The organism is Halomonas ramblicola, assembly GCF_030409215.1.
Taxonomy (GTDB): Bacteria; Pseudomonadota; Gammaproteobacteria; order Pseudomonadales; family Halomonadaceae; genus Halomonas; species Halomonas ramblicola.
In genome coordinates this window covers 420,498-444,895 of record NZ_JAUFPL010000034.1, presented here as the reverse complement: position 1 = coordinate 444,895, position 24,398 = coordinate 420,498, and the positions used below count along the sequence as shown (strand labels likewise).

Here is a 24,398-nt window from a genome sequence, read left to right as displayed (position 1 = left end):
GCTGCAGGCGCCGCGATGGTCGTCCATTCCCCCTACCGCCAGGAGAGCCACCCATGGCAAGCATCTTCACCCGCATCATGCAGGGCGAGATCCCCGGCCACTTCGTCCACGAGGACGACCGGTGCGTCGTCATCATGACCATCCAGCCGATGAAGCCCGGCCATGTGCTGGTGATCCCCCGCGAGGAGGTCGACCACTGGGACGACCTGCCCGAGGCGCTGTGCAACCACCTGATGGCGGTCTCGCGCCGGGTGGCCAAGGCGATCAAGCGCGCCTTCCCCTGCGAGCGGGTGGGGATGCTGATCGTGGGCCTGGAGGTGCCCCACGTGCATATCCACCTGACGCCGCTGGACGCGATGCGCGACATCCAGTTGGAGAACCTGCCCATGGCCGACCCGGACGACCTGGCCGCGGCGGCGGAGTCGCTGCGCGCGGCCCTGGGCTGAGGACGCCGCCCGGGGCTTCAGGGCCTATAGTGGGGGGAGACGACGACGCCATCCGAGGAGGGATCATGCGCCTGCAGCACCTGACCTGGCCGGAGGTCGAGGCCTACCTGAACCGCTCGACGGGCATCATCCTGCCCATTGGTTCGACCGAGCAGCACGGCCCCAACGGCCTGGTCGGCACCGATGCCATCTGCCCCGAGACCATCGCCTGGACCCTGGGGGAGCGCCATGAGGTGCTGGTGGGGCCGACCCAGAACCTCGGCATGGCCCAGCACCACCTGGCGTTTCCCGGCACCATCACCCTGCGGCCCAGCACCCTGTTGGCGGTGGTGCGCGACACCGTGCTGTCGCTGGCCCGCCACGGTTTCACCCATGTGCTCTTCCTCAATGGCCATGGCGGCAACATCGCCACCGTCAACGCCGCCTTCGCCGAGCTCCAGGCCGAGCACGGCCTGGCCGTGTGGGCGGCGGGTGGCGAGGTGCCGTCGCTCGGCCTGTACAACTGGTTCGCGGGGCCGAGGGTGCGCGAGCTGGCTGGCGAGCTCTACGGCGATGCGGAGGGTGGCCACGCCACGCCCTCGGAGGTGTCGCTCTCCTGGTTCGCCACCGACACGGAGAAGCAGGCCAGCCTGTCGCCCCGGGTGGCCCCCTCGGGCAGTGCCCAGTGCACGGCCGAGGAGTTCCGGCGCCGCTTCCCCGACGGGCGCATGGGCTCGGATCCGTCGCTGGCCGGCCGCGAGCATGGCGCCCGCTTCCTGGAGGCGGGGGTGGAGGACGCCTGGGAGGCCTGGCGGGCCTTCGTCGGCGCGCGCTGAGGCCGCATGCTGCGTCTCGTCGCGCTCCTGCTGGGCGCCTATGCCCTGGTGGTGCTGCTGGCCTGGGTCTTCCAGGACCGGCTGCTCTACCTGCCCCATGTGGGGCGTGAAGTCATCGGCAGCCCGGCGGACCGGGGGCTCGCCTGGGAGGCGGTGGCGCTGGAGACCGAGGACGGCCTGACCCTGGACGCCTGGTGGGTGCCCGCCGAGGCGCCGCGCGCGGCCCTGCTGTTCCTCCATGGCAATGCCGGCAACATCTCCCATCGGCTCGATTCCATCGCCCAGTTCCATGCCCTGGACCTCTCGGTGCTGATCCTCGACTATCGCGGCTATGGCGAGAGCGAGGGACGGCCCTCGGAGGCGGGCACGGCCCTGGATGCCCGCGCCGGCTGGCATTGGTTGGTCGAGCAGCGACGGCTGGCGCCGGAGGAGGTGGTGCTGTTCGGGCGCTCGCTGGGCGCCGGCGTGGCGGCGGAACTGGCCGCCGCCCTGAGCGCGGGCGGTACCCCACCGGCGGCGGTGATCCTGGAGTCGTCCTTCCGCTCGGTGCCCAAGCTGGCCCAGCGGCTCTATCCGTTCCTGCCGGCGCGCTGGCTGGCACGCTTCGCCTACGACACCGAGCGCCGGGTCGCGGCGATCGCGGCGCCGCTGCTGGTGATCCACAGCCGCGACGACGAGATCATTCCCTTCGACGAGGGCGAGGCGGTGCATGCCGCCGCCCGCGAGCCCAAGGCACTGCTGGCCATCCGGGGTGGCCACAACACCGGCTTCCGCGACAGCGAACCGGAGTATTCGGCGGGCATCGAGGCCTTCCTGAGCGAGGAGGCAGGGCTGACGCGCCCCTGAGCGGTTACCACTGCACCGGGACGGCGGGGATCACTCGGGCAGCTCGGCGTTGTGGAAGACGCGCTGCACGTCGTCGAGGTCCTCGAGGGTGTCGATGAGCTTCTCGAACATGGCCACGTCGTCGCCTTCCACCGGGGTGGTGGTCTGGGGCACGAACTGGATCTCGTCAACCTCGAAGTCGAGCTCGCCGAAGGCGTCGAGCAGCGCTTGCTTGGCCTTGGCATACTCGGTATGCGGGGCGAAGACGGTGATCCGGCCCGCCTCGTTCTCGATGTCGGTGACGTCGACGTCGGCCTCCATCAACGCCTCCAGGGCGGCCTCCTCATCGTCGCCCGGGTAGGCGAGGATGGCGCAGTGGTCGAACATGTGGCTGACGCTGCCGGGGGTGCCGAGCTTACTCTTGGCCTTATTGAAGCAGGCGCGCACGTCGCCGAAGGTGCGGTTGGGGTTGTCGGTCAGGCAGTCGACGATGACCATGCAGTTGCCGGGACCGAAGCCCTCGTAGCGGGCCGGGGAGAAGTCCTCGCCACCCGCGCCGCTGGCCTTGTCCAGCGCCTTGTCGATCACGTGGCTGGGCACCTGGTCCTTCTTGGCGCGCTCGATCAGGCCGCGCAGGCTCAGGTTGCCGGCGGGATCGGTGCCGCCCTGCTTGGCGACCACATAGATCTCGCGACCGTACTTGCTGTACACCTTGGTCTTGGCGGCGGCCGTCTTGGCCATGGATTCCTTGCGGTTCTGGAAGGCCCTACCCATATCGTCATCCTGTTGCGTCTAACACGAGGCTGGATTCTACGAAACCGGACGGGGGGCGAACAGGCCTATTTTCCGCCGGGCATGACTACACTGCCGGGAGTCATTCCCCTGCCCGGAGGTCGCATGGATCACCTCGCCTATCGTCACGCCCTGGCCGAGCGTCTGGCCGGCAACGAGCTGCCGTTTCCCCCCGCCGAGTTCGAGGCGCGCCTGGCGCGGGTATACGCGGCCATGCAGGCGGCCGGGCTCGATGCCCTGCTGCTCACCGATCCGGCGGACATCTTCTACCTCACCGGCTACCACACCTTCGAGGTGTCGGTGCACACCGCCCTGGTAGTCTCGGCCGGGCGCCGGGTGCTGCAGGTGCCTTCCATCGAGACCGGCCCCGCCGTGGTCACCGCGGCGGTGGACGAGATCCTCGGCTATCGCTGGGAGGGCATCGACGAGGTGATCGCGCCCCTGGCCGAGACGCTCGCCCCGTACTCGGCCATCGGCCTGGACGTGTACGGGGCCGGGCTGCGCCACGGGGTGATCCGTGCGCTGCAGGCGCGGCTGGGGGCCGGGCGCTTCCGCGACGATGGCGGGGCGCTGCTCGACGCCATCCGCCTGGTCAAGACGCCCGCCGAGCTGGAGTGCCTGCGCGAGAGCGCGCGTATCACCGCGGCCGGCCTGAAGGCGGCGGAGGCGGTGGTGGCACCCGGGATCAACGACAACGCGGTGGCCGCGGAGGGCGCCCGGGCCATGCTCGCCGCGGGTAGCGAGTTCATGAGCCTGCAGCCCATCGTCACCAGCGGACACCGCTCGAGCATCATCCACGTCAACCACAAGCGCCGGGTGATCGAGGCGGGCGACCCGGTGTTCCTGGAGTTCGGCGCGGCCTTCCAGCGCTACACCGCCCCGATGATGCGCACCGTCGTGGCCGGTCGCGCCACGCCGGAGATGCGCGAGGTCCGCGACCTGTGCCGGGCGATCTGCGAGGCGCTGCTCGCCGAGATGCGGCCCGGCAATAGCTTTGATGCCGCCGCCCGCGCCGCCGAGGCGGTGCTGGCGCCCCACGCCGCGCGGCTGTTCTTCTCCGGGGTGTTCGGCTATGCGGTGGGCGCCCAGTTCCCGCCCAGCTGGGTGGAGGGCAGTGGCTACATCGCCCGCGGACAGCCGCGGGAGTTCGCGGCGGACATGGTCTTCCACCTGCCGCTCTGCCTGCGCCTGCCGGGGGAGTGGGGCATCGGGCTGAGCGATACCGTGCGGGTCACCCCGGAGGGCGGCGAGCCGCTCACCGACAACGACTGGCGGCTGGGCGAGTCGCCCGGCTGAGACTTTGGTCTACATTTTATGTATTTTTAGTATACAAGAGTTGTGTACATATTGTGCCTTGACTAGTCTGGCTCGTCGCGACCCAAGCGACGACAACAAACGCGACGAGCCTTTCGATGAGCACACCCCAACGCAACGCCTCCGTTTTCGACTTCTCTGGCCGCCCGCCGCTGACCAGGGCCCTGCCGCTCTCCCTGCAGCACATCCTGGCGATGATCATGGGCACGGTCACCGTGCCGATCATCGTGGTGGGCGCCGCCGGCGGCAGCCTGGCCGACCAGATGCTGCTGATCCAGGTCTCGCTGATCGCCTCGGCGCTGGCCACCCTGCTCCAGCTCTACGGCGTGGGGCGCTGCGGCGCCCGCCTGCCGACCATCTTCGGCGTGGGCTTCGCCTACGTGCCCACCCTGGTGGCCGTGGGCGGCCAGTACGGCCTCGGCGGCATCCTCGGCGCCCAGGTGGTGGGCGGGGTCGCCATGATCCTGGTGGGGCTCTTCATCACCCGCATCCGCCACCTCTTTCCGCCCATCGTGGCGGGCGTGGTGGTGCTGGTGATCGGCCTGTCGCTCTACGACATCGCCATCCACTACATGGCCGGCGGGGTGGGCGCCGACGACTACGGCGACCCGCGCCACTGGCTGGTGGCGCTGGTCACCCTGACGGTGGTGCTGGGCGTCTCCCAGTTCGCCCGCGGCTTCATGAAGCTGGCGGCGATCATCTGCGGTATCGCCGTGGGCTACGTGCTGGCCCTGGCGCTGGGCATGGTGGACTTCTCGCCGGTGCGCGAGGCGAGCTGGTTCAGCGCGCCGCGCCTGCTGCCCTACTCGCTGGAGTTCCATCCCGCCGCCATCCTCTCGGTGGTGATCATCTGCGTGGTCAACTCGGTGCAGACCATCGGCGACCTCTCGGCCACCTCGGTGGGCGGCATGAACCGCGAGCCCAGCACCCGCGAGCTGTTCGGCGGCCTGCTGGGCAACGGCGCCACCACGGCGCTCGGCTCCTTCTTCGGCGCCATGCCCACCTCCTCCTACAGCCAGAACGTCGGCATCGTGGCCATGACCAAGGTGATCAACCGCTTCGTGCTGGCCCTGGCGGCGATCTTCCTGCTGGTGGCGGGCCTGGTGCCCAAGTTCGGCGCGGTCATGACCACCATTCCCTACCCGGTGCTGGGCGGGGCCACCATCACGGTGTTCGGCATGATCACCATGACCGGCATCCAGCTGATCACCAAGGCCGAGCTCTCCTCACGCAACATGACCATCGCCAGCCTGGCGGTGGCGCTGAGCATGGGCGTCTACGCCGCGCCCGAGGCCATCGAGGCCTTCCCGGAGATGCTGCAGCTGGTGCTGGGCGGCTCGCCGATCGTGATCGCCGCCGCGGTGGCCTTCACCCTCAACCTGGTGCTGCCGAGCCGCAGCCTGGCCGAGGCCCCGGCCGATGCCGAGTCGCTGGAGGCGCGTACCTCCTGAGGGGATGGTGATCTGCTATCCTGACCGGCCAAGGGGTATTAGAAAACTCATACGGCGACCGCCTCCTGTGTCGCCACCCATGCGCAGGGAAGGACACTCGATGTGAGGGATGCCTCTCCCCAGGACGGTCGCGTAGAACTGGATCGCGACGGCCTGAAGCGTCACCGGCAGCGCCTCGGCCTCAGCCAGGAGGCCCTGGCGCAGCACTGTTTCGATCGCCGCCTGTGCGTCTCCATCGCCTCCATCAAGCGGGCCGAGAGCGGGCGACCGGTGCTCTATCGCACCGCCCGGCATCTCGCCGAGGTCTACGGGGTGCCGGTGGCCGAGCTGGCCGCCCCCGACGCCCCGGCACCCGATCAGGGCCAGGCGGGCGGGTCGCCCGCCGCGGCGGATCTCGACGCCCTGGCCCTGGATGACGAGTCGCCCCGCTCGCTGATCCGCCTGGTGGCGGATGGAGATGCCGCGTCGTTGCGCCGCTGGGTGACCTCTTTCGGCGGTACGCCCGCCACAGGGAGGGGCGGGCGTCGGCCTGTTCGGCCTGCCCCGTGCCTATCGCAGCGACGCCGAGCGCAGCCTGCGCTGCGGCCTGGCCCTGCTGGAGCAGGGCCACTGCCGAGGCGTACGACTCGAGGCCTTCCACTGGCCCGCCGAGACCCCGGCCGTGCCGGAACCGCCGCACTCCCCGGGGCTCTGGGTCGAGCGGGGGCTCGCCGTGCAGCTGGCCGAGCATTACGCCTTCGCCGGTGACGAGGGCGCCTTCCTGCGCTACCTGCATCCGCTGGCGGACGATCAGGGCGCGCGCTTCGACCTGGTCGGGCGCTACGTGGAGGTCGGTCAGCTGCTGTCCGTGCTGGAGAGCACCTGTGCCTACCAGGGCGGGCACCTGGTGTATGTGCGCGGCGTGGCCGGCATCGGCAAGACCCGTCTCAGCGCCGAGTTCGTCGAGATGGCTAGGCGGTGTGATCGATGCGCTGGAGGATAACCTGGTCGACCGGCGCGACCCGCAGCGTGTCCGTCATTCGCTGGCTAGCCAGCTGCGTACCGTGGTGCTGCAACGTGCCATGGGCTGGATCGACCTGAGCGATACCGACACGCTGCGCCGCGACCCGCTCTGGCAACTGGCCTGCAGCGGCGCGCGGGGCACGACGCCATTGGCCCAGGACCGACCGTCTCAAGCCACGCTGTCGCGGCTGCCGTCGTGCCTGGGCCACCACGACAATATCGATACCGTGCATGAGGGCCTGCTGCGCTGACTGACCTCGCTGAACGGCGGTGAGCGCCCCAAGCATCTGACGCTGGACATCGACGGGCTGCCGATCGAGGTCCATGGCCATCAGGGGGGCTCGGATTACCACGGCCATGTCGGCGCGCGGATCTACTCGCCGTTGATTGCCTCGCTGGCCGAGACCGGCGACATGCTGGGCGGCCTGCTGCGTGAGGGCAACGCCGGTCCGGCCGAGTGAACGCCGACACCTGGATCCCGCACTTGGTGCGGCGGCTCAACGAGAGCACCGGGGGCAAGGTTCGGGTGCGCATCGATGCCGGTTTCACCGGCAACGACACACTGGAGGCCCTGGAGGATCGCGGCATCGAGTACCTGGGCCGACTGCGCAGTCACTCGGGGCTCCAGACGTTGGCGGCGCCGTACCTGCGCCGCCCGCGGGGCCGCCCTCCCGAGCAGCCTCGGGAGTGGTGCCGCGACCTGACCCACCAGGCGGGCTCCTGGCCGTCGCCGTGTCGCGTGGTGTTGGTAGTGCAGGAACGTCCTGACGATCTGCTGCTGCACAGCTTTTTCCTGGTCACCAACCTCAGCAAGTTCGACTGGCTGCCGGAGAAGATCCTGGCGCTGTACCGCAAGCGTGGCAGCGCCGAGGCTCACATGGGCGAGGTAAAGTCGGCGCTCGACGTGCACCTTTCCTCGACGGATCGCGGCAGCTCCACGGTCCAGGACGTGATGGACCGCAACGAGATGAGTCTGCTGCTGAGCCTCTACGCCTACCAGGTGCTGCATGGCCTGGGTTGCCTGTTGGAGCGTCAAACCCAGCGCGGCTGGAGCCTGATACGGATGCGCGAGCAGGTGCTCAAGGTCGCGGCCACGCTGACAGTGCACGCCCGGCGGATCACGGTCCACCTCGGCGATGCGGCCGACAAATGGTGGCCCACCTTGCTGAAGGGGCTGCCCCGGTTGACGGCCCTGGTCTGATCCCTGGCGTCACCACGATTCACACAGAAAGCAAGGCGGCCGCCACTGAGGTCGACGGCCACGGCTGCGCCGACGGCTGATATCAATTCCTGAAAGTTATGAAAAAACAAGGATAAAGCCGATTTGGATATAGATCAACCAGCTACCAAGCAGACGGATGATGTTGACGTGGGCCGCTACCGGCAACCACTGGGTCAAAAGGCTCGCTCGGCACCCTGATGAATGAGGCGGGTAGAGCCGAGTAGGACAGCACCCCCATGCGAGTGGGTCATGACATAAGACTAAGGTCTAGTGGCATCCTGTATGTGGTATACCTAGGGTATGTGGTATACCAGAGAACATAGAAAGCTACAGGATACCGTCATGGCTACCGTGCGCTCCGTAAGTGAGCAGGTCTACGAAGAGATGGTTAGAAGAATCATCGATGGGTCACTACCGCCGAACGAGCTACTCAGCGACCGGGCCTTAGCCGATCAGTTCGGGGTAAGCCGAACTCCAATCAGGGAAGCCTTCCATCAATTAGAATCCGTAGGGCTAATCAAGCGGCGTTCCCGCATTGGTTGGGTCGTCACTGACTTCAACCGACGAGATGTCGTGGAGCTTATCGAACTTAGGGCCATCCTGGAAACGGCAGGCGTACGATGTTTGATAAATGGGAGTGATGAGGAACGGGGGCGTGTAGGCGCGCTGTTCGATGGCTTTGAATTGCCCTTCAATGCTGAATCGACAGCGGAATATTTGCGGCGCGACCACGATTTCCATAGCACCATCATCAAAGCTACGCGTAACAGCCGAATCATTGAAGTTTATCGGCGTGTTAATCTACAGATTGATCGCGTGCGTCACTTCATCTCGTACCGTGCGCAGAGTCGCGTGGAAGAGAGTCTTGAGGAGCACCGGCGGATTACGCGCGCGATAGCAGCGAAGGATGTGGGTTCCGCCATCGCCGAGCTAAATACGCATCTGCTCAACGTTCAGTACAAGTTCGTTAACCTGCTGGATACTGTTACTGTTTCCAGTGCCTATAGAGAGAAGGAGGAGCTTGATTCCATAAATGAAAGAATAAGTTAAAATCTCAATAATCGCTGAGAGAGTAGGCTAAAACAAATCCCAGAATTGTCAATTCTGAGAATAGAAAAAATAACACTCAGATTTTCTAATCCTTAAGGAGAAAAGAATGACATCATTAGTAGCAAAGTCAGGGTTCGCTGGCATTCTAGCAATCTCTATGTTCGGGTCAGTCGCTCATGGTCAGGAGGCGGTGAGACTGGCGGTTGGTGACCCGCTGGGTTCTGCTGTCGGCCTCGCTGCCCAAGACTTCGCCGAACGTGTCGACAAGGCCACGAATGGTCAAGTAGAGGTTGAAGTCTTTCCAGACGGCGTGCTCTTTGGGGGAGACCAAAATGCCGCCGTTAACATGGTGGAAAACGGCTCGCTAGATGCCACGATCTTGTCGACATCCGTGTACGCGTCTTTCAAGTCCTGTATGAACGCTATTAGCCTCCCCTATCTGTTTAGTGACTATGACGAGTTTGCGGACTATCTCGAGGGAGAGCCCGGCCAGCGGCTTCTGGCGTCTCTCGGAGACATGAATACGGAAGGCTTGGCGCTCATGATCCGTACCTTTCGGCATGTGACAAACAATGAGCGGCCCATCCAAACGCCGGACGATCTAAATGGCTTGAAACTGCGGGTGCCGAACAACGAGCTGTGGGTTGAGTTTTTCGGTCCGCTTGGTGCAGAACCCACTCCTATGAATTTCACGGAAGTTTATACGGCGCTGCAACTCGGGACCATCGACGGTCAGGAAAATCCCGTGGAGGTCCCCCTCGCCAATAATTTCTACGAAGTCCAGGACTACCTCTCACTCACCGGCCACCTTGCAGACGGCTATGTTCTTGCCTTCAATCAAGACTTGTGGGGTGAGTTTGATAAGGACACACAGGCGGCATTACGTAACGCTGCCCAGGAAGCCGCGCGCTTCAAGCTTGAAAACGATACCGCTGAAGAAGAGCGGATGGTCGCCGAGCTGGAAGAGCTGGGCATGAAGGTAAATCGTCTGAGCGAGGAACAGCGGACCGCATTCCAGAAAGAGGCTCAAGAGCTTTATCCACGCTTTGAATCCTTGGTTGGCGAGCAATGTATGGACCAGACCATGGAATACCTCGGACGGGGTTAGATATGGTTAAGATGAATGTCATGCATGATAAACCTACGTGTCGTGAAGCGCCAAGGATTGGCGCTTCCATCGAAGCCAAGGGTAATGTGGGCCCAAAAAACAGTGAAGCTGTACACTCAGAGACAGGAGGCTGCACCGGAATCCACAAGGGACCTTTGTGGCGAGGAGTAGAAATACTGCTGTTCTGCGGGGTGGTCGGCATGCTGGTAGTGGTCACCCTTCAGGTAGTGGCACGCCTCACTCCGATGTCACTACCCTGGACCGAGGAGCTCACTCGCTACCTTTTCATCTGGACGACGTTCCTTGGGCTTGCCGTGGGAACACGCTCGGTAAGTCACGCACGCATTTCGCTCGTGATCGGGCGCTTGCCACGTTTATTACAGCGAGGGGCGCTACATATGTATTTTGTTGCTAGTTGCACGTTCTTCATGGTACTGGCCTATACGGGTTGGAGGTTGGTCATGCAACAATTTCACAACGGAGAGACGTCGCCTGCTCTTGGCATCGGGATGTACTTGATTACCACATCGGTGGTGGTCAGCGCCCTACTCGCACTGTGGGCTCTCGTGGAGTCAGTTTATCTGGATCGCCGTACCCGTAGTTATCTGGAAACTGGGGAGACCATAGGATGAGTTGGGTGCTACTCGGAAGCTTCTTTGCATTGAGCCTAGTCGGCGTGCCCTTGGCAATATCGTTGGGGCTGGCAACTACACTGACATTTTTACTGTTCGACCTGCCGTTGTCACTACTCGCTCAGCGCATGTACAGCTCGATGAACAGCTTTCTTTTGGTGGCGGTGCCACTGTTCATCCTCGCCGGTAATGTCATGGGAGGAGGAGGCATCTCAGATCGCATTTTCTTCGCCGCCAATTCAGTCGTTGGCCGTTGGCGGGGCGGCCTTGGCCAAGTAAATATCATCGCCAGCATGATTTTTGGTGGTATCTCGGGCTCTTCGGTTGCCGATGTCAGCGGGCTGGGGCCCTTGGAAATCAAGGCCATGGAGGAGCGTCGTTACCCCAAGCCCTATGCCGCGGCACTGACCATGGTGACCTCAACGCTCGCTTCAGTGGTACCCCCGAGTATCCTGATGATCATCGCGGCCACTGCTGCCGGCCAGTCGGTGGGCGCCACGCTGGCGGGAGGCTTGGGCCCTGCCGTCCTGGTCGCAACGCTCTTCATGATTCTGAACTATTACCTGGCGGTACGTCGCCAGTATGGCGAGGTGCTCGCAATGGGGCTTCGCGATGCTGTTCGGAACCTGCTCGTCGCCGTACCGGCACTAGGTGCGCCGGTGATCATTATGGGGGGGATTTTCGCAGGAATCATGACACCCACCGAAGCAGCCGGCATGGCGGTGCTCTATGCGCTCGCGGTCGGAGCGCTTATTTACCGGCAGGTAAAATGGAGAGGGCTCCCGAGGATGATCATTGACACAGGCATCACTACCGGCACCATCCTGTTTATAGCCATGTGTGCTTCGGTGGCCACCTATGTCTTTACAGTCGATGGCCTGCCAATCAAGGTGTCAAACATTATCCTCTCACTCTCTGAGGACCCCTTCACAGTGATTCTTCTGATGGGAGTCGTGTTTGTGGTCATCGGCATGTTCATGGACATTATTGCCGCAATCCTGATCCTTACACCGGTGTTGATGCCGACGGCCCTTACCGTTGGTATCAATCCCATTCACTTCGTCGTTTTCATGGTGACGGCACTTGCCGTGGGGCTATCCACGCCGCCTGTCGGCATATGTTTGTTCGCTACTTCGCAGGTTTCAAACCTCAGTGTTGAGCGAATTGTACAGGCGGCAGTGCCATTCTACCTCGCCATGATTGCCGCACTCGGACTGCTAGCATTCTTCCCCGACATCATCCTGTTCCCGGTGCAGCTATTCATGTAATGGCTGGTCATCGAACATTCTTCGAAGCAAAAAGGAGCACAAACAAGTGCACAACACTCAGCAAGATAGGGCAGCCCTAATGAGCGAGACAGCTGATTTAATCTGGGCGAGTTATGTCAATGGCCGGTGGCTCCACGAGGGTGAGACGATCTCACTCGCTGATCCGGGTGACACCGGCCGTATCGCCCGGCAATACTACTTGGCATCGGCCGGGAATGTTGATGAGGCCGTTCGGGCCGCTGCGGCGGTATTTCCTGAGTGGGCGGAGACCCCCCCTGCCTCACGTGCGGCTTATGTCTACGATCTCATCGACCTGTGGCGTGATCGCGTGGATGAAATTGCTAAAGTGGTCACGCAGGAGATGGGTAAGCCATTCGGTGAAGCTCGCTCCGAAGCCGTTCGCGCAATCGACGAGATGCGCTTCTGGGCCGGGCAGGCCCTGCGCCTTGGCGATCGCACGTTTGAGAGTGCACGTCGCCATACTGAGGCCTACACTATCCGGCAGCCAATCGGGCCGGTGGCGGCTATTTCGCCCTGGAACTTCCCCATCCTTTCGCCGATCCGCAAGCTTATTCCTGGGTTGATCTGTGGCTGCCCCGTGGTGCTAAAGCCAGCGCTTCAGGCGCCCGGAGCCTCCGTGATTCTGTTCAGGCTCCTAGAGGAAGTTGGGTTGCCAGCCGGGGTTGCGAATCTACTGATCGGCTCCGGACGCGATGTGGGCGACCGGCTCGTCCGCGACCCTGGAATCGCAGGGATCACCTTCACAGGGTCCACCGACATTGGCATCCGTCTTGGCACACTGGCTGCAGAGCGTAATGTCCGCACACAACTCGAGATGGGTGGGAAGAATGCCGCTGTGGTGGCTGGCTACGCCGACATCGAACATGCTGCGAAGGAGATCGCTAACGCGGCCTTCGGTGTCTCCGGTCAACGCTGCACGGCCATCAGTCGCGTAATCGTGCCTGAGGCGGAGCGAGCCGAGCTCGAGGCGGCGCTGGTCGCACGAGTTGAGGCGCTTCGGGTGGGTTACGGCCTTGACGAAGCGACCGATATGGGACCGCTCGCCAGCAACGAGCAGGTCGAGAAAGTCCGCCACTATGTCGGCCTAGCCGAGCGGGGAGAGGGCCGAGTCCTGACCGGTGGCCACGATATCAACGGCGACGGCTACTACTATGCGCCGACGGTAATCACCGACGTGGCGCCTGGCTCGGCGCTGGCTACTGAGGAGGTCTTCGGTCCGCTCCTCGTCGTCATTCCTGTTGCTGATCGAGAGCAGGCTATCCAGGTGAACAACGAAGTGCGTTACGGACTGGCCTCGGCAGTGTTCACTGACGACATGAATTTCGCCCACGCCTTCACTCGCTCCTCCCAAGCGGGAATGGTACATGTCAACCACGGTACGAGCAGTGAAGGGCACCTTCCGTTCGGGGGGTGGAAGCAGTCTGGGCAGGGTGCATTTGGCATCGGGGACACGTCTGCGGAGTTCTATACGGCGCTTAAGGCCGTATATCGCATGCATAGTAGCTAATCCATCTACAAATACCTTTGGAGTGAACCAATGAACTATCACCGTCCTTTCAGCTTCGAGATGCCCACGAAGATCGAGTTCGGCATTGGGTTGACACGCAGGCTCGGAGAATTCGTAGAGTCGCTCGGCGGTAGCAAGGCCCTTGTGATCACAGACCCTGGCCTGATTGCGGCCGGAGTCGTCGAGCGGGTAACCAGCGCACTGTCGCAGCGCGGCATTGAGCATGTCGTGTTTTCGGAAGTAGAGTCTGAACCCGACGCCCGTGGCGTCGAGGCGAGCGTCGAGCTTTTTCGAGAGAGTAAATGCGACGTCATCGTGGCCGTTGGCGGGGGGAGTGCTCTCGATACAGGAAAAGCAGTTTCGGCGATGCTCACCAACCCCGGCCACATCCGCGACTATGCTGGACTTGGGGTAGTGAAAAAGCACGGTGCGCCATTCGTGGCTATCCCCACCACCGCCGGAACTGGCAGCGAGTCGACCATCTGGTCTGTCATCTCTGAGAAAGATAAGGGTCTGAAGTACGGGGTGGGTAGCCCTCTCATCGTTCCCGATGTAGCCCTCTGCGATCCCGAATTGACGGTTTCGTTGCCGCCAAGGATCACTGCGGTGACCGGTATCGACGCCTTGGCGCACGCGCTTGAATCCTACGTCAATAAGGCGACTCAGCCCGTCTCAGAGGCGCTCTCCGAGAAGGCCATCATGCTCATCGGTCGCTCCTTGCGCACAGCGGTATTTGCCGGCGACACGGTGACCGCGCGTGCCGATATGCTTCTCGCCTCGAGTCTGGCGGCGATGGCATTCAACCCCACCCGTCTCGGTCTGGCTCATGCGCTCGCGATGCCCGTGGGCTCTCAGGCAAAGATCCCGCATGCAGACGTCATCTCCATCCTGCTACCACCAGTGATGCGATTTAATGTGGTAGCTAACCAAGAAAAATTCGCACGCATCGCCGAACTCTTCGGGGAGCAGGTGAATCATCTTTCGCTTCATGATGCCGCCGAGATCGGTGTGCGTAGTGTCGAGCGGTTAATTCGTGACGTGGGTGCTCCTGAATCACTGAGCGATTATGGCGTCCGCGAAGAGGATCTAGAGGCACTGGCAGAAGAGGGCCTTCAATCGGGCAATGTGCCGGTTAACCCCCGAGTTACGACGGCGAAGGATCTGGTTGCCATCATGCGAGAGTGCCTGTGATGAGAAAGTTGCACTGTGCAGACGTCCTAGGCAGTCAAGGAGGATCCTGCAGATGACGGAACTTCTTATAGCACCAGACGCATTGCAGTCGCACTGCAGCATAATCCTGCAACATCACGGTCTACCGGTGGCGGATGCCGACGTGGTGTCGACATCCCTTGTCGACGCCAACCTTCGAGGCGTGGACTCCCACGGCGTAAGCCGGATGCCGATTTATATTGAGCGTCTGCGGCGAGGGCTCGTAACGACCAATCCGCAGATTCGCATCATCAGTGACCGGGGCGCCTCATTGCTGGTGGACGGAGATAATGGCATGGGCGCAGTGGTAACCACCAAAGCCTTGGAACTGGCTCAGGAGCGCCTCGGCCAGTACGGCTCGGTGAGTGTCGGGATCAGGAATAGCAGCCACTACGGCTCCGGAGCCTATTACGCAGAACAGGCAGCAGCACGCGGTGCCGCGTCATTTCTCTACTCCAACGCGCCTTCGACCATGGCCCCATGGGGCGGTGTCGATCCATACCTTGGCACGAACCCATACACTTTTGGTGTCCCAGCAGGAAAGCACGCGCCAATCATTCTTGACATGGCAACCAGCGTGGTGGCCAGAGGCAAGATTATCTTAGCGGCCGACGCTGGAAAGGAAATCCCCGAAGGGTGGGCCATCGACAGTGAAGGACGGCCCACCACCAATGCCCCAGCGGCACTCGATGGTAGTGTACTCCCATTCGGTGGTCCGAAAGGCTACGGCATTGCACTGATGATTGACATCATGGCCGGCGTCTTGACCGGCGCGGGTTTTGGTCCACGGATCGGCGATCTCTACCGGGATTTCGAGAAGCCCCAGAATGTCGGTGCCTTCCTACAGCTGACCGATGTGAGCACATTTCTTCCCATGGAGGAGTTTCGAGCAAGAATGGCGTGCATGATCGACGAGATCAAGTCGGCTCGTCGTGCAGCAGGCGTGGAGGAAATCTTCCTCCCTGGCGAGATCGAGCGACGCAAAGCCGAACAGCGTCGCGAACGTGGTATCCCTCTGCCCGAGGAAACTATCGATAATTTGAACTCCTTAGGCATGCCTGATCCTGGTTCTGTCTTGACAGGCAGCGAGATTAACTGAACATAGAATGGAGAATTGATGTGAATCGATTGACCCTTTTCAATGCAGCAGTGCGCCCTGATCAAGCACTAATAGAGCGGTTCGGGCGTCTCAATACGCCGTCTATCTCCGACAATCTGGAGCGAAACCATGGTTGTGTCGGGGTCCATGCTGTGGGTGCCTGCTTAACGGCCTTGGGGATCACGACAATCGCTGGCCCAGCGCTGACCGTTCGAACTCGACCTGGGGACAATTTGGTGGTCCATAAGGCCATGGATCTTGCACAGCCGGGAGATATACTCGTCATCGATGCTCACGGCGAAGTCACCAATGCCATACTCGGAGAAATCATGTGTCGTTATGCCCGCTCTCGAGGTATCGCAGGGATTATCGTCGATGGGGCTGTCCGCGATTGTGAAGCGATTGGGTCAGGTATTCTACCCGTCTTTGCCAGGGGCGTATCGCATCTCGGCCCTTACAAGAGCGGCCCAGGCGAGATTCACGGAGCTGTCAATATTGGTGGTATGACGGTCAACGACGGAGACATTGTGGTGGGCGACGCCGATGGTGTGGTTGTTGTGCCAGCTTGGCGGGCCGAGGAGGCGGTCCATGCCGCAGAAGCTGTGGTAGAGATGGAGCGTCAGCAAGTCAGTGACATCGATAACGGAACCCTCGATCGCATCTGGATTGACGAAGTGCTTGAGGTGAAGACCGTAGATGAAATCCAACGGTACCGCACGGCTTAAATATATAGATCGGGATTGTTAAACAGTAAAGTTGTCAGCACAACTTATTCATAAGAGGATTAAATATGTTCTTGGGCAAGCAGATTCGTATGAACCGTCTTCTCAATCCGAAATCTGGGCGCATGCTCGGCATCACAGTGGACCACCCGATCACTCGTGGCGTGTTGCCCGGCATCGAGAATATCTCTGGGGTGCTCGATCAGGTCGTCGCTGGACGTCCGGAGGCGGTAACCATGCATAAGGGCATCGCCGAGAAGGTTTTTCCGCCGCATGCGGGGAAGGTCTCCATGATCTTCAAGGCAAGCGCCTACTCCACTCAGTATCACCCCTACGACGAGGCGATCGTCGCGGAGGTGGATGAGGCTGTACGCTTCGGTGCCGATGCCATCTCGGTAGGGATGATCGTGGGTGGGCCCGAGCAGACCGCGCAACTTACCAACCTCGGACGTATATCCCGGGAGGCTGCGCTGGCCGGTATGCCACTGGTAGCTCACATTTACCCGAAGGGTTCCAAGATCAGTACACCTACGGAGTCCGATGCAGTCGCTTATGCCGTTCGCGCAGGAGCTGAGCTAGGCGTGGATCTTATTAAGACGGTGTGGACGGGCTCCGGAGATAGTTTCCTTAAAGTGGTAGAGTCCTGCCCGTCTCGAGTGGCACTCGCCGGCGGTGAGATGGGAGATAATCTCGAAGACTATCTGAAGATGACTCGAGAAGCGCTGGACGTAGGCTTAGCAGGAGTTACCTACGGACGATTTGTGTGGCAACACGAGCATCCAGCAGCAGTGATCCGCTCCATCTCAGCATTGATGCACGATGACGCCAGTGTTGAACAGGCACTCGGCATTTTCGATGAAACAGTTGCCTGTGGGCAGGAGGTAGGCTAATGCACGCTGCAATATTCCATGCTCCGAATGATATCCGCTTTGCCGAAGTCGAGACCCCCAAAGCTGACGATGGAGAATTACTACTACGTGTGCGCGCGGCCACCATTTGTGGGACGGACATGCGGATCTACAACGGTCGGAAAACCAAGGGCGTTCGCACGCCTTCCATCATTGGCCATGAGTTTGCGGGTGAAGTGGTGGATGTTGGGCGCGGGGTGAGGGGCTTCGCGGTCGGTGACGGAGTCTCGATGGATCCGGTAATCCCGTGCCTGAAATGTGAGTACTGCAAGCAAGGCCGGGAGAACGTCTGTGCCAACCGTACCGCGATGGGCTATGAGTTCGATGGTGCCTTCGCTGAATTCATCCGTATCCCGGCTACCGGCATAGCCTCAGGCAATGTCTACAAGCTGCACCCTGACACCTCCTGGGAACAGGCAGCATTAGCTGAACCCTTGGCCTGCTGTATCAATGGCCAGGAAAATGCCGAAGTGGGAATGGGAGACAGCGTTGTGGTGCTCGGTGCCGGCCCCATCGGGTTGATGCACCTTCAGCTTGCGCGTGTGGCAGGCGCTAGACAGGTGATCGTCAGCGAGCCCAATGCTAAGCGGAGAGAGATGGCTGCTTCTCTCGGTGCTGATTTGGTCGTTGACCCTACGACGGAAGATCTCTCTGCTTGCGTAAAGGCCCGGTGTGACGGGATTGGCGCAGATGTGGTCATCGTTGCCATCGGCCTACCAGCACTAGTGAATCCAGCGCTGCAACTGGTGCGCAAGAATGGCCGGGTTAACCTTTTCGCTGGCTTTACGGCAGGGGATACAGCCGTGGTGGACCCTAATCTCATCCATTACAACGAGATTAAGGTTAGCGGAGCCAGTGCCCTGACACGACGCCAGTACGAGAAGTCGCTGCGTCTGATTGAAGCAGGAGTGATCGCCGCCGGTGATCTCATTACCCACCGCCTGGCACTTGCAGATATCAATGAAGCAATGCAAATCGCGGCAAGTGGTGAAGGCGTTAAGGTGTCGGTCGTACATGAGTAAGGTGTTGCTCGGTATTGATGCGGGGACTAGCGCCGTAAAAGTCTGCGCCTTTACGCCCGAAGGACGGTTACGTGCCAAGGCGCAGCGTGCTGTGTCGTTGGTCACGAACCAACCTCGCTGGGTTGAGCTTGATCTGGAGCGGTACTGGCAGCTGGTCATCGAGGCAGTGAAAGAGGTGGCGAACCAGGTCGCTGAAGTTTCTGGTATAGGCTTTGCGACCACCTGTCCGACCTTGGTGCTGCTTGATAAGGCGCTGAACCCTGTGCGCCTAGGCGTGAGCTACTTGGACAACCGGGCATGTGACACATTGCAAGGCCTCGCCGAGCGCCTCGGCGGTGAAGATGCTGCCTTCGGGGCCACCGGTAACCGAATGAGCTCCTCCACCTTTTCTGCGGCGACTCTGAACTGGGTGATGGAGCACGAACCGGAAACTTGGGCGCGAGTGCACCATGTGGGCTTCCTGAACAGCTTCCTTGCCGCACGGCTCACCGGCGAACTTGCGACGGACCCGACCCAAGCCTCCTACTCCGGTCTCTTCTGTGCGCGTGAGCCAGGCACAAACTGGGATGCCGAGCTTATGGATGCGGCCGGGATTAGGGCCGAAAAAATGGTGCCGATTCGTCCACCGGAGGAGGCCGTCGGGGGGGTCAGCCCGGCTACCGCGCGACTCACCGAGTTGCGTGCAGGGACGCCGGTGGCCACGGGCGCAGCGGATACTGCGGCAGCGGCTTTCGCCCTCGGTATCAACCAGAGTCGGACCGCTTTTGAGTCTGCTGGCACCTCAGGCGTGGTGACGTTCTGTCTCGACGAACCTGAGTTTGATAAGGCCTTCCTTAATCGCCGTCACATCATTCCCGGGCTTTGGCTTGCTCATGGTGCCATGTCCACGGTGGGCGGTGCCTTCGGCTGGATTCTCAAGGAAGTATGGCCGGAGCTGCACAGCCTTGACAAGCTGGAGGAACTCGCCGCGGAGTCGCCGCCGGGGTCGAACGGTGTGGTTTTCCTACCCTACTTGGCGGGCGAGCGAAGCCCGCTATGGGACCCCAATGCCTCTGGAGCGTGGATCGGGTTGTGTTTGGGTAGCAGACGTGCCGACATGATACGTGCGGTGTTTGAGGGTACCGCTTACGGTTTGCTCCAAAACGTGAGGCGGGCAGAGCAGCAATGGAACTGGCGACCCCACCGCATGCTCAGTGTGGGGGGTGGGGCCAGAAGTCGGTTCTGGCTACAGATCAAGGCGGATATCCTGGGCATCGAATTCTCTCAGTCACATACCAAGGACGCTGCGGCACTTGGTGCTGCCCTACTTGGGGGAGTTGCAGGAGGAGTTTTCAATGGCGTCGAAGATCCCAGGCTCCCCACGGCTCACTCGGAATGTGGTGCGATATTGCCGAGCAGGGATGAGCGTTGCCTTGAAACCTACCGGCGAATGGCTACAATCTATGATGGGTTATATCCTGCACTCGCGGATTCGATGGGTTCGCTAGCTGGCTTTAAGTAGCTGGAGGTTATCAAATGCCACTATTGATATTTTAATTCTCATTGAAGTTGTTGGGTTGGAACACTTGGCACTTGGTTCGGCGCATGTAGCGATTAAGTGGCTGGTGAGTTTATGGACAAAAAATATCAACAACGCTTCCTTAGGATGACGATAAGGGTGATAACGGATACGAAATTATGAGTACTGTAAAAATTGTATTCCTTGACCGAGATACTCTCTCTCCAGAAGTGGTGTTGCGTGATCTAAGCTTCCCTCACCAGATGGTGGTTTACAGAAGAACTGAGCCAGATCAAGTTGGTGAGAGGATATCAGATGCTGATGTTGTCATAACAAATAAGGTGCCGATTAAAGAGGCCGATATCAGTCAGGCAAGTCAGCTAAAACTGATTGCGGTGGCCGCGACGGGTTACGATGCAATTGCCTTGGAGGCTTGCAAGGCGGCGGACGTTACCGTTTGCAATATACGTAATTATGCTATCAATTCTGTTCCGGAGCATACCTTCTCTTTGATTCTCGCGCTTCGACGTAGCCTCTTGCAATATCGACAGTCGGTTCTTGACGGGCGATGGGAAGATTCCGGTCAATTTTGCTATTTTGATTATCCAGTCGGTAATCTTTCAGGTGCAACGATAGGTGTTGTGGGAGATGGTGTCCTAGGTAAGGCCGTGGCAAAGCTGGGCGAAGCCTTCGGCATGAAAGTTCTGTTTTCATCACATAAAGGCGTTTCAGGTATGGGGTCTCTCTATACTCCATTTGAAGACGTTATAAGAAGTAGTGATGTGATAACTCTTCATTGCCCCCTCACGCCGTCCACAAGAAATATGATTTCATTTCAAGAGTTTTCTAATATGGAGCGACGGCCGTTGATTATAAATACCGCTCGCGGAGGGTTGGTTGACGAAGAGGCATTGGAGTATGCGCTCGATACCAAACAGATTAGTGGCGCTGGTTTCGATGTTGTAACAAAAGAGCCGCCGGGGAAGTCGCATATCATGAGAAGTGTGGCCAATCGGCCGAATGTTATCGTCACTCCGCACGTTGCGTGGGCGAGTCTCGAAGCAGTGCAAGGGTTAGCGGATCAACTTATTGGAAACATTGAAGAGTACTGGAAAGGATGTGCTAGGAATGTAGTTGTTTGATCCCGGCTTGTTCATCGGGTAGGTGAATTGGCCCAATTAGCGGTGTTGACCTTCCCTCGGCAGATTACGGTCAAGACGAAATCGCTTCGTCGCTCACCGATATAAATCTGAAATGTGACATTTTCTGAGTTTTTGATAACCACATAGCATTAAAGGTCGTGCTTTGGCTAAGGAGTATCTTCGACGGGGACTCATCGATGGGGCTGAGGCATCTTGTCTGCGATGCTCGCCCGTGAAGCGAGGGTGGTTAGCCGGGGGAGTCCGTGTAGCAGAGTGGGCCGCCAATAGCCAATACGCGCCACCGCTCGCCGACCTTTTTCTATAATCTCGTCGGCATACTGGGCCAGGAAGGTGGCCAGCTCGGCCTCCACGGGCTTGGCGATTAGGTCTCAAGCTCCTTAGTGCAGCAACTCGTGCAACGGGTCAGTGACCTCGGTTTCTGACTGTGAAAGAGTTCGGGGGTAGAATCGGTCATGGCGTATCCGCTTGTGTTGGTTGAGATCTTGGTCGTGATCAATCAACAGGATACGCCACCTTTCCTACCTCCTCCCGTACACCAGAAATCACTATAGCTCTTTCCGGTGTCCTTCAACTGTAGGGCACCGCAACCAGGAGGCACCCTGCTCTGGTGGGTGAAGTTCCCTCATCGCAGCGTGCATGCGCCTTATGACGGAATGTTATAATAGTTGGGCATATGGCTAGTTATGTTAGGGGCTGGTGATGCTTCCCGCACAACACATTTCACACAATATTGTGATAATAATATTCCAAATATAAGGAAGAATGAATGAGAGTTGTACTGGCGCCAGATAGCTACAAGGATGCGGTTTCAGCAGAGGAAGCGGTGCGTGCGCTGCGCCGGGGCGTGCTCAAGGCTTGCCCGGAAGCGGTGGTAGACAATTGCCCCCTTGGGGATGGGGGTGAAGGCACCTTGGATGCTCTGCTGGTCTCAATGGGGGCCGAGGAGTGCATGTCTACTGTGACCGGCCCTATGGGGAAGTCACGTATCGCGCGCTGGGGCTGGGTCGCGGATCAGAAGCTCGCAATTGTAGAGTTGGCCGAGTCCAGTGGTATTCAACTGGTTCCTTTGGCACATCGAGATGCCATGAAGGCTTCAACCTATGGGCTTGGGGAAGTCATCTTGGATGCCCTGGATCACGGGGCGGAGCGCATCATTCTGACCCTAGGAGGTAGTGCCACGAATGACGGTGGGGCGGGGATGCTGCAGGCGCTCGGAGTTCGTCTTCAAGATGATGCTGGCGCGGCCATCCAGCCCGGAGGGGAAGGCCTGACTTTTCTGGCGGAGCTTGATGTCGTTGGCATGGATAGTCGTCTTGCCGACGTCCAATTCGAGGTCGCAGTAGATGTATCCAACCCGTTGTGCGGTGAGAACGGCGCCAGCGCCATTTTCGGGCCTCAGAAAGGCGCGAATTCTGATCAGGTGGCCTTTCTGGACAAGGCGCTCTACGGGTTTGCCGAGATGGTGGAGGCCGCTCTCGGAACGAATTTTGCTGGGGCGCCTGGAGCTGGGGCTGCTGGCGGTGTCGGCTTTGCGGCAATGACGTTTCTGCAGGCCACACCTCGGCCGGGCATCGAGATCGTCATGGAGCTGGTGGGCTTCGAGGAGAAGCTTGCAGGAGCTGATCTGGTGATCACGGGAGAAGGCAGCGTTGACCGCCAAAGCCTGTCAGGCAAGACCCCGGTGGGAGTGGCAAGGGCTGCGGCTCGTACAGCGGTCCCGGTAGTGCTGCTGGCAGGACGTTTCGGTGAGGGCTGGCGCGAGGTGCATCAGAAAGGCGTCACGGCAGCCTTCCCGCTGGCGGATCAAGCCATGGGCTTGGAGGAGGCCATGGCCCGGACGTCAGAGCTCCTGGAGGACCGAGCGGAAGCCGTCATTCGGCTTTACGGGGCTTCTCGCCCATGACATTAGCCAGCCTTATTCATGAGGCAGGCTTGAAAACGGAGAAAGCTGAAGTGGTCCAATTGGACCACTTCAACCGATGCCTTAACAAGCTGCTGAAGATGGCTGAGCCATATGCGTAATCAGGTAGTGAAGTTGACCCGGTTGAACGCGGGGATCTGCACTGGCACGACCACCGCCGGTGATGAGGCGTCCTCGGGGTCGCGCACCTCGATGTTGTAGGTGCGCCCCAGGTTGCGGTCGGGCGGCAGCCGGGCCGAGGCGGTGTGGCAGACGCTGAAGCTGCGGGTATAGCGCACCTTGCCGAGGATGTGCTGCAGGCGCTGGCGGATACCGGCCTGCCCCTCGTCGAAGGCCAGCATCGGCAGGGCGTCCTCGGCGTGGGTGGCCATGACCAGCAGGTCGGCCTCGAAGCACCGGCGATCGCCGCCGCGCTCGCGCAGGGTTACCCCGCTCCAGCCGATCTTGGCCTCCACCTCGATGTCGCGCAGGATGCGTACCCGCGGGCCATGGCGGTCGGGGTCGGTGAGGTAGTCGGCCAGGGCCTCCAGCCAGTGCTGGGCGCCATGCTCGAAGTAGCGCCGGTCGGGGGGCGACCGCCCTCCTGGATGCGGTAGTACTCGAAGGGCGCCTGCAGGGGCATGCCGGCGGGACCGCGATCGTCGGCGAAGTACATGGCCGAGATGCGCGGGTAGTACAGGGTGTGCCGGATGCGCTCCAGTCGTGCCGGCAGCTCCGGGTCCTGCCAGTCGATGTCGATGCCCAGCCGCTCGGCCGCGGCGGCCAGCATCTCGGCGGGTTCGGCGACGCAGCCGTCGAAGAAGTCGCCCACCGTGTAGCGGGGCGTGACCCGCTGCGCCTCGATCAGGTCCAGGGCGCTGCGGTGCACGACCCTGGCCAGCGGGGCGAGCTGGCCGCCATCGGCCCGGCTCAGTTCATGGGCCGGGTCGGAGACGCCACGGGTCAGGTCGGCGTCGTTGGTCATGGCGATGCGGCCGTCCCGGGAGAAGTAGCTCTCGGTGTTCTGCAGCGGTTTCATGCGCTCCAGCTCGCCGATCTCGGTGAGGATCGCCTTGAGCCGGTGGTAGGTGGCGAGGTTGACGTCGTTGACCCCCAGGTCGGCCCAGCGCCGATAGGGCTCGTCGGGGCGGTCGGGCCGGCGGCGCAGGCCCAGGTCGACCCACACCGTCTCGGCATTGCCGCCCAGGGTCGCCTTGCGCTCGAAGAGGGTGACCTCGAGCTCCTGGGCCGTCTCGATGCCTTGCTGCTGCAGGTAGTAGGCGAGCGACAGGCCGGAAACGCCGCCGCCGATGATGGCGATGCGCATTGATGAATGCTCCATGGTGATAGCCCTGCGTGTGATGGTCCGGTTTCAGGGTCGGGCAAGGGCCGGGCCCTGGCAAAGGGGGAGGGGCAGCTGATAC

At 61.0% G+C, this 24,398-nt stretch carries 23 protein-coding genes and 1 pseudogene; 21 read left to right on the top strand and 3 right to left on the bottom strand.

The genetic code is table 11. The features are described from left to right. Positions 1-53 precede the first annotated feature (53 nt). From QWY80_RS19145 to QWY80_RS19135, 3 genes are all read left to right on the top strand, one after another. Entirely contained in the window at positions 54-446 is a 393-nt protein-coding gene (locus tag QWY80_RS19145; RefSeq protein WP_290235365.1) for an HIT family protein, read from the top strand. 65 nt (positions 447-511) lie between these two features. Continuing rightward, the gene (locus QWY80_RS19140) at positions 512-1,261 is read left to right on the top strand and encodes a creatininase family protein (protein WP_290235363.1); all 750 of its coding nucleotides are present in this window, start codon (positions 512-514) and stop codon (positions 1,259-1,261) included. A gap of 6 nt (positions 1,262-1,267) precedes the next feature. Beyond that, positions 1,268-2,107, top strand: a complete 840-nt coding sequence (locus tag QWY80_RS19135; RefSeq protein WP_290235360.1) for an alpha/beta hydrolase — start codon at positions 1,268-1,270, stop codon at positions 2,105-2,107. Between the two features lie 30 nt (positions 2,108-2,137). Here the strand turns inward: QWY80_RS19135 and QWY80_RS19130 are convergent, their stop codons facing one another. Next, positions 2,138-2,860: a YebC/PmpR family DNA-binding transcriptional regulator gene (locus QWY80_RS19130; RefSeq protein WP_290235358.1), complete on the bottom strand. Its 723-nt coding sequence runs from the start codon at positions 2,858-2,860 to the stop codon at positions 2,138-2,140. A gap of 123 nt (positions 2,861-2,983) precedes the next feature. Between QWY80_RS19130 and QWY80_RS19125 the strand changes: the two genes are divergently transcribed. The 18 genes and pseudogenes from QWY80_RS19125 (at position 2,984) to QWY80_RS19035 (ending at position 22,977) form a co-directional block, all read left to right on the top strand. Further along, on the top strand, positions 2,984-4,174 hold the full coding sequence (locus tag QWY80_RS19125; RefSeq protein ID WP_290235356.1) for a M24 family metallopeptidase: 1,191 nt from the start codon (positions 2,984-2,986) through the stop codon (positions 4,172-4,174). A 116-nt stretch (positions 4,175-4,290) separates the two neighbouring features. Beyond that, positions 4,291-5,643, top strand: a complete 1,353-nt coding sequence (locus tag QWY80_RS19120; protein ID WP_290235351.1) for a uracil-xanthine permease family protein — start codon at positions 4,291-4,293, stop codon at positions 5,641-5,643. A 102-nt stretch (positions 5,644-5,745) separates the two neighbouring features. Further along, a complete protein-coding gene (locus QWY80_RS19115; RefSeq protein ID WP_290235348.1) occupies positions 5,746-6,390 on the top strand; it encodes a helix-turn-helix transcriptional regulator in 645 nt (214 codons plus the stop codon). Continuing rightward, positions 6,305-6,625, top strand: a complete 321-nt coding sequence (locus QWY80_RS19110; protein ID WP_290235506.1) for a P-loop NTPase family protein — start codon at positions 6,305-6,307, stop codon at positions 6,623-6,625. Before QWY80_RS19115 ends, QWY80_RS19110 begins: the two co-directional genes overlap by 86 nt. Beyond that, positions 6,600-7,846: pseudogene (locus tag QWY80_RS19105) on the top strand (IS1380 family transposase); the annotation flags it as partial. The gene QWY80_RS19110 and the pseudogene QWY80_RS19105, both read left to right, overlap by 26 nt. A gap of 363 nt (positions 7,847-8,209) precedes the next feature. Next, on the top strand, positions 8,210-8,917 hold the full coding sequence (locus tag QWY80_RS19100) for a GntR family transcriptional regulator (RefSeq protein WP_290235345.1): 708 nt from the start codon (positions 8,210-8,212) through the stop codon (positions 8,915-8,917). Between the two features lie 106 nt (positions 8,918-9,023). Then, complete coding sequence (locus QWY80_RS19095) at positions 9,024-10,025, top strand: DctP family TRAP transporter solute-binding subunit (RefSeq protein ID WP_290235342.1); 1,002 nt, start codon at positions 9,024-9,026, stop codon at positions 10,023-10,025. A 200-nt stretch (positions 10,026-10,225) separates the two neighbouring features. Next, on the top strand, positions 10,226-10,657 hold the full coding sequence (locus tag QWY80_RS19090; protein ID WP_290235338.1) for a TRAP transporter small permease: 432 nt from the start codon (positions 10,226-10,228) through the stop codon (positions 10,655-10,657). Continuing rightward, positions 10,654-11,925, top strand: coding sequence for a TRAP transporter large permease (locus QWY80_RS19085; RefSeq protein WP_290235335.1), 1,272 nt, complete (start codon positions 10,654-10,656; stop codon positions 11,923-11,925). Before QWY80_RS19090 ends, QWY80_RS19085 begins: the two co-directional genes overlap by 4 nt. Positions 11,926-12,004: 79 nt before the next feature. Further along, the gene (locus QWY80_RS19080; RefSeq protein WP_290235333.1) at positions 12,005-13,453 is read left to right on the top strand and encodes an aldehyde dehydrogenase family protein; all 1,449 of its coding nucleotides are present in this window, start codon (positions 12,005-12,007) and stop codon (positions 13,451-13,453) included. 30 nt (positions 13,454-13,483) lie between these two features. Further along, positions 13,484-14,644: an iron-containing alcohol dehydrogenase gene (locus QWY80_RS19075; RefSeq protein WP_290235330.1), complete on the top strand. Its 1,161-nt coding sequence runs from the start codon at positions 13,484-13,486 to the stop codon at positions 14,642-14,644. Between the two features lie 52 nt (positions 14,645-14,696). Beyond that, a complete protein-coding gene (locus tag QWY80_RS19070; protein ID WP_290235327.1) occupies positions 14,697-15,761 on the top strand; it encodes an Ldh family oxidoreductase in 1,065 nt (354 codons plus the stop codon). 20 nt (positions 15,762-15,781) lie between these two features. Beyond that, on the top strand, positions 15,782-16,486 hold the full coding sequence (locus tag QWY80_RS19065; RefSeq protein ID WP_290235325.1) for an RraA family protein: 705 nt from the start codon (positions 15,782-15,784) through the stop codon (positions 16,484-16,486). A 65-nt stretch (positions 16,487-16,551) separates the two neighbouring features. Then, the gene (locus tag QWY80_RS19060) at positions 16,552-17,373 is read left to right on the top strand and encodes a class I fructose-bisphosphate aldolase (protein ID WP_290235322.1); all 822 of its coding nucleotides are present in this window, start codon (positions 16,552-16,554) and stop codon (positions 17,371-17,373) included. Then, positions 17,373-18,413: a zinc-dependent dehydrogenase gene (locus QWY80_RS19055; protein ID WP_290235281.1), complete on the top strand. Its 1,041-nt coding sequence runs from the start codon at positions 17,373-17,375 to the stop codon at positions 18,411-18,413. The genes QWY80_RS19060 and QWY80_RS19055 overlap by 1 nt, the downstream gene beginning before the upstream one ends. Further along, positions 18,406-19,914 (top strand): xylulokinase, encoded by a 1,509-nt coding sequence (locus tag QWY80_RS19050; RefSeq protein WP_290235277.1) that lies wholly within the window; start codon positions 18,406-18,408, stop codon positions 19,912-19,914. Before QWY80_RS19055 ends, QWY80_RS19050 begins: the two co-directional genes overlap by 8 nt. 176 nt (positions 19,915-20,090) lie before the next feature. After that, positions 20,091-21,053 (top strand): D-2-hydroxyacid dehydrogenase, encoded by a 963-nt coding sequence (locus QWY80_RS19045; RefSeq protein WP_290235274.1) that lies wholly within the window; start codon positions 20,091-20,093, stop codon positions 21,051-21,053. 787 nt (positions 21,054-21,840) lie between these two features. Beyond that, entirely contained in the window at positions 21,841-22,977 is a 1,137-nt protein-coding gene (locus tag QWY80_RS19035) for a glycerate kinase (protein ID WP_290235272.1), read from the top strand. Positions 22,978-23,096: 119 nt separating this feature from the next. On the opposite strand, the gene QWY80_RS19030 is transcribed toward QWY80_RS19035, so the two are convergent. Both QWY80_RS19030 and QWY80_RS19025 read right to left on the bottom strand, forming a co-directional pair. Continuing rightward, the gene (locus tag QWY80_RS19030) at positions 23,097-23,450 is read right to left on the bottom strand and encodes a hypothetical protein (RefSeq protein ID WP_290235271.1); all 354 of its coding nucleotides are present in this window, start codon (positions 23,448-23,450) and stop codon (positions 23,097-23,099) included. Further along, positions 23,420-24,301 (bottom strand): FAD-dependent oxidoreductase, encoded by an 882-nt coding sequence (locus QWY80_RS19025; RefSeq protein WP_290235268.1) that lies wholly within the window; start codon positions 24,299-24,301, stop codon positions 23,420-23,422. The genes QWY80_RS19030 and QWY80_RS19025 overlap by 31 nt, the downstream gene beginning before the upstream one ends. Between the last annotated feature and the right edge of the window lie 97 nt (positions 24,302-24,398).